The sequence below is a fragment of the Burkholderia sp. LMG 13014 genome (assembly GCF_905232215.1).
Classification (GTDB): Bacteria; Pseudomonadota; Gammaproteobacteria; order Burkholderiales; family Burkholderiaceae; genus Burkholderia.
Map to the genome: position 1 here is coordinate 1 of NZ_CAJNKE010000222.1, position 9,260 is coordinate 9,260.

Sequence of the window (9,260 nt, forward strand, 5' to 3'; positions counted from 1 at the left end):
CGTCGTCGCGATACGTTGCACGACCTTCGGCAAGCGGGTGAACCGGGACGTACAATTCTCTTCTATCCCCTCGACGCGCTAGCGGCGCGAAACGTCATGGAGCAGATGGATTGTGTCGTGATCGGCGCGGGCGTCGTCGGTCTGGCGATTGCGCGCGAACTGGCCGCGCGCGGGCGTGAAACGCTCGTGCTCGAGGCCGCCGATGCGATCGGCACGGGTACGAGTTCACGCAACAGCGAAGTGATCCATGCGGGGCTCTACTATCCGCGCGGGTCGCTGAAGGCGATGTCGTGCGTACACGGGCGCGACCTGCTGTACGAATTCTGCGAGACGCATCACGTGCCGCACCGGCGTGCCGGCAAGCTGCTCGTCGCGACGAGCGCCGCGCAGGTGAAGCAGCTGAAGGCGATCGCCGCGCGCGCGATCGAAAACGGCGTGCTCGACCTGATGCCGCTCACGCGCGCCGACGCGCAGACGCTCGAACCCGCGCTCGAATGCGTCGAGGCGCTGTACTCGCCGTCCACCGGCATCGTCGACAGCCACCAGCTGATGCTCGCGCTGCTCGGCGACGCGGAGCGCGACGGCGCGGTGTGCGCGCTGAAATCCCCGGTCGAATCGATCGACGTGCTGCGCGGCGGGCGCTTCGTCGTGCGCACGGGCGGCGACGCGCCCGCCGAGATCGAGGCCGCCTGCGTGATCAACAGCGCGGGCCTCGGCGCGCAGGCGCTGGCGCGTCGCACGCGCGGCCTCGACCCGCGCTGGGTGCCGCCGCTCTATCTTGCACGTGGCAACTATTTCAGCCTGTCGGGGCGTGCACCGTTCTCGCACCTGATCTACCCGATGCCCGACCGCGCGGGGCTCGGCGTGCACCTGACGCTCGATCTCGGCGGACAGGCGCGCTTCGGCCCGGACGTCGAATGGGTCGATGCGCTGCGCTACGAAGTCGATCCCGCGCGCGCGACCGCGTTCTACGCGTCGATTCGCGCGTTCTGGCCGGACTTGCCCGACGACGCGCTGCAGCCGGCGTACGCGGGCATTAGGCCGAAGGTCGCGGGGCCCGGCGAGCCGCCGGCCGATTTCATCGTGCAGGGCGTCGCGCAGCATGGCGTGCGCGGGCTCGTGAACCTGTTCGGCATCGAGTCGCCGGGGCTCACCGCGTCGCTTGCGCTCGCGCAGCGCGTGGGCGACATGGCGGCTTACCGCTGACGTGGCGAGGGTGTGGCGGGTGTGTGGCGGGTGCGTATCGGCCGTGTGGCGGCCGTGCGAAATTCCTTATCTCTGGAATTTCGGCGCGCACATTTATTCGCTTGAGCGTTATTCTGTCGAACGGCTGTCGCCAGAACAGCTTTCAAACCGATAACGTTGGAGCGAGTCCCCCATGAAAACATCCCGTCGGAGTTTCCTGATTACGAGCATTGGTGCCGTGTCCGCGCTGGCGCTGTCGCGCGAAGCGCTGGCCGATGCGCCGATGCTGTCGGAAACCGATCCGACCGCCGTGGCGCTCGGCTACAAGGCCGATGCCACCAAGGTCGACAAGACGAAGTACCCGAAATACGCAGCAGGCCAGGATTGCGCGGCCTGCATGCTGTATCAGGGCAAGAAGGGCTCGGCCTCGGGCCCGTGCGGCGCCTTCCCCGGCAAGCAGGTGTCGGCGAAGGGCTGGTGCAGCGCCTTCTCGAAGATGGGTTGAGGCCCGTGCGGCATCGTGCGATGCCGCATTGTGGCGAAAACCGCAAAACGCCCGCCGTCGTTCGATGGCGGGCGTTTTTTATTGCTTGAAAACGGTTCCGTCGCTTTCTACACTCGCTGCAAACCAGCGCGCCGCGGGCACCCCGCGCGCCGCGCCGCCCGACACGGCGAACTGACGAGGACGAGGCACGCATGGCGACGATTGCGAATTCAACGAAAACGATCCGGCCCGAGCGTGCGCTGAACCGGCGCGCCGTCGCGGCCGCCGTGATCGGCAATGCGCTCGAGTGGTACGACTTCACGGTGTTCGGCTTCATGACGGTCGTGATCGCCGAGCTGTTCTTCCCGACTTCCAGCGAATACTCGTCGCTGCTGCTGACCACCGCGACGTTCGGCGTCGCGTTCTTCATGCGCCCGATCGGCGGCATCGTGTTCGGGCTGTACGCGGATCGCGCGGGCCGCAAGGCCGCGCTGTCGCTCGTGATCCTGCTGATGACGGCCGGCATCTTCCTGCTCGCGATCGCGCCGCCCTATGCGGCGATCGGCATCGGCGGCCCGCTCCTGATCGTGCTCGGCCGGCTGCTGCAGGGCTTCTCCGCGGGCGGCGAATTCGGCAGTGCGACGGCGCTGCTGATCGAAGCCGCGCCGTTCTCGAAACGCGGCTTCTACGGCAGCTGGCAGATGGCGAGCCAGGCGGCCGCGCTGCTGATCGGCGCGCTCGTCGGCGCGGCCGTCACGCGCGGGCTGTCACACGATGCGCTGCGCAACTGGGGCTGGCGCGTGCCGTTCATCCTCGGGCTCGTGATCGGCCCGATCGGTTTCTACATCCGCCGCCATCTCGCCGATTCCGAAGCCTTCCTGCATGCGCAGCAGAACGCACGCCGCGCGACGCTTCGCGACGTGTTCACGCGCCACCCGCGCGAGGTGCTGTGCGGGCTCGGCTCGGTGATCGCGCTGACGGTGACGATCTACGTGCTGATCAGCTATCTGCCGACCTTCGCGGTGAAGCAGCTGAAGCTGCCCTACGCGGAATCGTTCTACGCGGTGATCGTCGGCAACCTGCTGCTGATGGTGCTGTCGCCGATCGCGGGTGCGTGGTCGGACCGCATCGGCCGCAAGGGGCTGTCGCTATGGTCGCTGGTGCTGACCCTCGTGCTGATGTATCCGCTGTTCGCGTGGCTCGATGCCGCGCCGAGCATCGCGCGGCTGATCGCGGTGCAGGCCGTGCTGTCGGTCACGCTCGCGGGCTACTACGGGCCGTTCGGCGCGATGATCGCCGAGCTGTTTCCGGCCAACGTGCGCTCGACCGGGTTGTCGATCGCGTACAACGTCGCGGTGATGCTGTTCGGCGGCTTCGGGCAGTTCATCGTCACGTGGCTGATCAAGGTCACGGGCACGCCGCTCGCGCCGACCTACTATGTGATGGCCGGGATCGCGCTGTCGATCGTCGCGGTCGCGTTCGTGCCCGCGCGCAGCGCCGACCTCGACGCACCGGCGTGACGACATGACGATTTGAAGGCAGTCATCGGATCGTTTCGCAAAACGCAATGATGTGCTGCAGAACACGATAAACGGTGCGTCGACCCTTCGCGTTCGCGCCCGAATTGTTTAGTCGTCGAACGAAACTTGCGCGAGATGAACGAAATTGTCGCTCGCGCGCGTTATCGCATTTTTTTACCCCCACTAAACATCGGCAAAAACCCGGCGGGCATCCAGAAGAGTTTTTTCTCCAGCTTGTTGCCACATCGTTAGCTCAAGTAATATCCGCGTACACCGGCCCCTGGCGGGGTTCGGTTCCGATCTGGAGACCTGGAGGAAACATGGAATACAACCGTCTGTTGCACACCCTGCGTGTTACCGCCATTGCAGGCGTGGCAGCGGCATCGCTCGGCGTCACGGGCTCTGCATTCGCACAGATCCCGAACAAGACACTCGTCTACTGCTCAGAAGGCAGCCCGGCGGGTTTCGATTCCGCGCAATTTACGACCGGCGTCGATTTCACCGCCGCCACGTTCACCGTCTACAACCGCCTCGTCGAATTCGAGCGCGGCGGCACGAAGGTCGAGCCGGGCCTCGCCGAGAAGTGGGATGTGTCGTCAGACGGCAAGGTGTACACGTTCCACCTGCGCCACGGCGTGAAGTTCCACACGACCGACTTCTTCAAGCCGACGCGTGAATTCAACGCGGACGACGTGCTGTTCACGTTCGAGCGCATGCTCGACCCGAACCAGGCGTTCCGCAAGGCGTACCCGGTGTCGTTCCCGTACTTCACCGACATGGGCCTCGACAAGCTGATCACGAAGGTCGAGAAGGTCGATCCGTACACCGTGAAGTTCACGCTCGCCGAGCCGAATGCGCCGTTCATCCAGAACATGGCGATGGAATTCGCATCGATCCTGTCGGCCGAATACGGCGACCAGCTGATGAAGGCAGGCAAGGCCGCCGACATCAACCAGAAGCCGATCGGCACGGGCCCGTTCATCTTCCGCAGCTACACGAAGGATGCGACGATCCGATTCGACGGCAATCCTGATTACTGGAAGAAGGGCGAAGTGAAGCTCTCGAAGCTGATCTTCTCGATCACGCCCGACCCGGGCGTGCGCGTGCAGAAGATCAAGCGCAACGAATGCCAGGTGATGAGCTATCCGCGTCCGGCCGACATCGCGACGCTGAAGGCCGATGCGGGCGTCGACATGCCGTCGCAGGCAGGCTTCAACCTCGGCTACCTCGCGTACAACGTCGAGCACAAGCCGGTCGACAAGCTCGAGGTGCGTCAGGCGCTCGACATGGCGATCAACAAGAAGGCGATCCTCGAGTCCGTCTACCAGGGCGCAGGCCAGGCTGCTTCCGCGCCGATGCCGCCGACCCAATGGTCGTACGACAAGAACCTGAAGATGGCGCCGAACGACACCGCGAAGGCGAAGGCGCTGCTCGCGAAGGCGGGCTATCCGAACGGTTTCGACATCACGCTGTGGGCGATGCCCGTGCAGCGCGCGTACAACCCGAACGCCCGCCTGATGGCCGAGATGATCCAGGCCGACTGGGCGAAGATCGGCGTGAAGGCGAAGATCGTCACGTACGAGTGGGGCGAGTACATCAAGCGCGCGCACTCGGGCGAGCAGGACACGATGCTGATCGGCTGGACGGGCGACAACGGCGACCCGGACAACTGGCTCGGCACGCTGCTCGGCTGCGAAGCGATCAAGGGCAACAACTTCTCGCACTGGTGCTACAAGCCGTTCGACGAGCTGATCCAGAAGGGTCGCACGACGACGGGCCAGGATGCGCGGACGAAGCTCTACACGCAGGCTCAGCAGATCTTCGCGCAACAGCTGCCGTTCTCGCCGATCGCGAACTCGACGGTCTACCAGCCGGTGCGCAAGAACGTGGTCGACATGCGTATCGAGCCGCTCGGCTATGTCCGCTTCGACGGTGTTGGCGTGAAGTAACACGCCTGTCGTAAGCTGTCGAGAAGACCGGCTAATTCATCCGGCGGCGGGAGGCCAAAAGCTTCCCGTCGCCGGTCGCACATTTCCCACAAGAAAATACGAGACGCATCATGTTCACATTCGTGTTGCGCCGCGTGGGCATGGTGATCCCGACTTTCATCGGCATCACCATCCTGGCGTTTGCGCTGATTCACCTGATACCGGGCGACCCCATCGAAGTGATGATGGGCGAGCGCGGCGTCGATCCCGCCATGCATGCGGAGGCGATGAAACGCCTCGGGCTCGACCAGCCGCTGCCCATGCAGTACCTCCACTACATCGGCCGTGCGATTCATGGCGATCTCGGCACGTCGATCATCACCAACACGAGCGTCGCGGGCGAGTTCTTCGCGCGCTTCCCGGCGACCGTCGAACTGTCGCTGTGCGCACTCGTGTTCGCGCTCGCGGTCGGGCTGCCGGCCGGCGTGATCGCCGCGTTGCGGCGCGGCTCGGTCATCGACCATGGCGTGATGGGCACCGCGCTCACCGGCTACTCGATGCCGATCTTCTGGTGGGGGCTGATCCTCATCATGGTGTTTTCGTCGTACCTCGGCTGGACGCCCGTGTCGGGGCGCATCGCCGTCGAATACGACTTCCCGCACCCGACGGGCTTCATGCTGATCGACGCGCTGCTCGCGCCGGATGAAGGCTCGTTCAAGTCGGCGGTCAGCCACCTGATCCTGCCCGCGATCGTGCTCGGCACGATCCCGCTCGCGGTGATCGCGCGGATGACGCGTTCGTCGATGCTCGAAGTGCTGCGCGAGGACTACATCCGCACCGCACGCGCGAAGGGGCTGTCGCCCGCGCGCGTGGTGGTCGTGCATGCGCTGCGCAACGCGCTGATCCCGGTCGTCACCGTGATCGGCCTGCAGATCGGCACGCTGCTCGCGGGCGCCGTGCTGACCGAGACGCTCTTTTCGTGGCCCGGTGTCGGCAAGTGGCTGATCGATGCGATCGGCCGCCGCGACTATCCGGTCGTCCAGGGCGGCATCCTGTTGATCGCGACGCTCGTGATCGTCGTGAACCTGGTCGTCGACCTGCTGTACGGCGTGCTGAATCCGCGCATCCGCCACACGAGGTAATCCCATGAGCAATCTGCAAAATACCCTGCCGACCGAATCCGCGCCGGCCGGCGGCCGTGCGCTCGCGCTGCGCGAGTTCTGGGCCAATTTCTCGCGCAACCGCGGTGCGGTCGGTGCCGGCATCGTCGTGATCGTGCTGATCCTGGTCGCGCTGCTCGCCCCGCTGCTTGCGCCGCACAGCCCGGCCGAGCAATACCGCGACTTCGTGAAGATCCCGCCCGCCTGGCTCGACGGCGGCAACTGGAAATTCATCCTCGGCACCGACGAAGCAGGCCGCGACATTCTTTCGCGCCTGATGTACGGCGCACGGATGTCGTTCTGGATCGGCTTCGTGTCGGTCGTGCTCGCGCTGATCCCCGGCATCGTGCTCGGGCTCGTCGCCGCGTTCTTCCAGAAATGGGCCGACACGCCGGTGATGCGCATCATGGACGTGCTGCTCGCGCTGCCGTCGCTGCTGCTCGCGGTCGCGGTCGTCGCGATCATCGGCCCGGGCCTCACCAACACGATGTTCGCGATCGCGATCGTCGCGCTGCCGGCTTATGTGCGCCTCACGCGCGCATCGGCGCTCGGCGAGCTGCAGAAGGAGTACGTGACGGCGTCGCGCGTGGCCGGTGCCGGCACGCTGCGCCTGATGTTCTCGCAGGTGCTGCCGAACTGCACGGCGCCGCTGATCGTGCAGGCGACGCTCGGCTTCTCGTCGGCGATCCTCGATGCGGCCGCGCTCGGCTTCCTCGGCCTCGGCGTGCAACCGCCGACCGCCGAGTGGGGCGCGATGCTGGCCTCCGCGCGCGACTACATCGACAACGCATGGTGGATCGTGACGATGCCCGGCCTGTCGATCCTGATTTCGGTGCTCGCGATCAACCTGCTCGGCGACGGGCTGCGCGACGCGCTCGATCCCAAGCTGAAACGGATGGCATGACATGACACAAGATCTTCTGACCATCCGCAATCTCGCGGTGAACTTCAATGGCCTGCCCGCGGTCGACCGGATCAACCTGTCGATCGCGCCGGGCGAGGTGGTGGGCGTCGTCGGCGAATCGGGCTCGGGCAAGAGCGTGACGATGATGGCGCTGATGGGCCTGATCGATGCGCCGGGCAAGGTGACGGCCGATGAAGTCACGTTCAACGGCGTCGACCTGCTGAAGGCGTCGCCGAAGGCGCGCCGCAAGATCGTCGGCAAGGACATCGCGATGGTGTTCCAGGATGCGCTGACGAGCCTGAACCCGAGCTACACGGTCGGCTACCAGATCAAGGAGGTGCTGAAGCTGCACGAAGGGCTGCGCGGCGACGCGCTGCACCGGCGCGCGCTCGAGCTGCTCGACCAGGTCGGCATTCCCGATGCGAAGAACCGCATCGCGTCGTTCCCGCACCAGATGTCGGGCGGGATGAACCAGCGCGTGATGATCGCGATGGCGGTTGCGTGCAACCCGAAGCTGCTGATTGCGGACGAGCCGACCACCGCGCTCGACGTGACGATCCAGGCGCAGATCATGGATCTGCTCGTGAAGCTGCAGAAGGAGCGCGGGATGGCGCTCGTGCTGATCTCGCACGACCTGGCCGTGGTGTCGGAGGTCGCGCAGCGCGTCGCGGTGATGTACGCGGGCGAGGTGATCGAGACCAACCGCGTGCCCGACATCTTCCGCGCGCCGCACCATCCGTACACGGAAGCGCTGCTCGCGGCGATTCCCGAGCACAATAAGGGGGCGCGTCGCCTTGCCGCATTGCCCGGCATGGTGCCCGGCCGCGATGATCGCCCGTCCGGGTGCCTGTTCGCGCCGCGCTGCAAGTACGTCGTCGACGACTGCCGCAAGGCGCGGCCGGCGCTCGACACGCTGGTGTCCGGCAACGATGCGATGCGCGCACGCTGCATCAAGCCGCTCAACGTTTCCAACCTCGACCTGACGGGAGGTGCACGATGAATGCAGTCAATCAAGCGCGTGCCACGCCGCACGACGAGGAAGCCGTACTGGTGGCCGACGGCCTCGCGAAGCACTATTCGGTGAAGCGCGGGATGTTCGGGCAGGGCACGGTGAAGGCGCTGAACGGCGTGTCGTTCTCGCTGAAGCGCGGCAAGACGCTCGCCGTCGTCGGCGAATCGGGCTGCGGGAAGTCGACGCTCGCGCGCCAGCTCACGATGATCGAGACGCCCACTTCGGGCAGCCTGACGATCGACGGCAAGAACGTCGCCGGCGCAAGCCGCGAGACGGTCGCCGACTTGCGCCGCCGCGTGCAGATGGTGTTCCAGAACCCGTTCGCGTCGCTGAACCCGCGCAAGACCGTCGAGCAGACGCTTGCCGAGCCGCTCGAGATCAACGCGAACCTGACGGCCGCCGAACGCGCGCAGCGCATCGCGCAGATCATGCGCACGGTCGGCCTGCGGCCCGAGCACGCGAAGCGCTATCCGCACATGTTCTCGGGCGGCCAGCGCCAGCGCGTCGCGATTGCGCGCGCGATGATCCTCGATCCGCGCATCGTCGTCGCCGACGAGCCGGTGTCCGCGCTCGACGTGTCGATCCAGGCGCAGATCCTGAACCTGTTCATGGATCTGCAGGAGCAGTTCAAGACCAGCTACGTGTTCATCTCGCACAACCTCGCGGTGGTCGAGCACGTCGCGGACGACGTGATGGTGATGTATTTCGGCAGCGTCGCCGAGCTCGGCGACAAGGCGACGATCTACGCACGGCCGCGCCATCCGTACACGCGCGCGCTGATGTCGGCGACACCGGCGATCTTCGAGGAAGACCGCCGCGTGCAGATCAAGCTGCAGGGCGAACTGCCGTCGCCGCTCAATCCGCCGTCGGGCTGCGCGTTCCACCAGCGCTGCCCGTATGCGGTCGAGCGCTGCCGTGCGGAGGAGCCACAACTGCGTGAGGTCGACGGCCGGCGCGTGGCCTGCCATCGGGCCGAGGAGGTAGGGGAGGCGAATGCCTGAAGCGTTGGCGGCGCGCGCGTCCGGCGTGCGCCGTGCGGGGGCAAGCAGCGCGCGCGTGATGCGCGC

8 protein-coding genes are annotated in these 9,260 nt (G+C 66.0%); all 8 read left to right on the forward strand.

Features of this window, described 5'->3' with window-relative positions:
• The first annotated feature begins 96 nt into the window (after positions 1-96).
• The 8 genes from JYJ84_RS20625 (at position 97) to JYJ84_RS20660 (ending at position 9,194) form a co-directional block, all read left to right on the forward strand.
• Positions 97-1,206 carry an NAD(P)/FAD-dependent oxidoreductase gene (locus JYJ84_RS20625; protein ID WP_175222428.1) on the forward strand — a complete coding sequence of 370 codons (1,110 nt, stop codon included), beginning with the start codon at positions 97-99 and terminating at the stop codon, positions 1,204-1,206.
• Positions 1,207-1,378: 172 nt separating this feature from the next.
• The gene (locus tag JYJ84_RS20630; RefSeq protein ID WP_021163765.1) at positions 1,379-1,690 is read left to right on the forward strand and encodes a high-potential iron-sulfur protein; all 312 of its coding nucleotides are present in this window, start codon (positions 1,379-1,381) and stop codon (positions 1,688-1,690) included.
• Between the two features lie 191 nt (positions 1,691-1,881).
• Positions 1,882-3,189, forward strand: a complete 1,308-nt coding sequence (locus JYJ84_RS20635; protein WP_122946477.1) for an MFS transporter — start codon at positions 1,882-1,884, stop codon at positions 3,187-3,189.
• A 320-nt stretch (positions 3,190-3,509) separates the two neighbouring features.
• Positions 3,510-5,138, forward strand: coding sequence for an ABC transporter substrate-binding protein (locus tag JYJ84_RS20640; RefSeq protein ID WP_174963062.1), 1,629 nt, complete (start codon positions 3,510-3,512; stop codon positions 5,136-5,138).
• A 110-nt stretch (positions 5,139-5,248) separates the two neighbouring features.
• The gene (locus JYJ84_RS20645) at positions 5,249-6,259 is read left to right on the forward strand and encodes an ABC transporter permease subunit (RefSeq protein WP_122946475.1); all 1,011 of its coding nucleotides are present in this window, start codon (positions 5,249-5,251) and stop codon (positions 6,257-6,259) included.
• A gap of 4 nt (positions 6,260-6,263) precedes the next feature.
• Positions 6,264-7,181 (forward strand): ABC transporter permease subunit, encoded by a 918-nt coding sequence (locus tag JYJ84_RS20650; RefSeq protein ID WP_122946474.1) that lies wholly within the window; start codon positions 6,264-6,266, stop codon positions 7,179-7,181.
• A gap of 1 nt (position 7,182) precedes the next feature.
• Positions 7,183-8,181: an ABC transporter ATP-binding protein gene (locus tag JYJ84_RS20655; RefSeq protein ID WP_043185170.1), complete on the forward strand. Its 999-nt coding sequence runs from the start codon at positions 7,183-7,185 to the stop codon at positions 8,179-8,181.
• Positions 8,178-9,194: a peptide ABC transporter ATP-binding protein gene (locus JYJ84_RS20660; RefSeq protein ID WP_122946472.1), complete on the forward strand. Its 1,017-nt coding sequence runs from the start codon at positions 8,178-8,180 to the stop codon at positions 9,192-9,194. The genes JYJ84_RS20655 and JYJ84_RS20660 overlap by 4 nt, the downstream gene beginning before the upstream one ends.
• Positions 9,195-9,260: the final 66 nt, after the last annotated feature.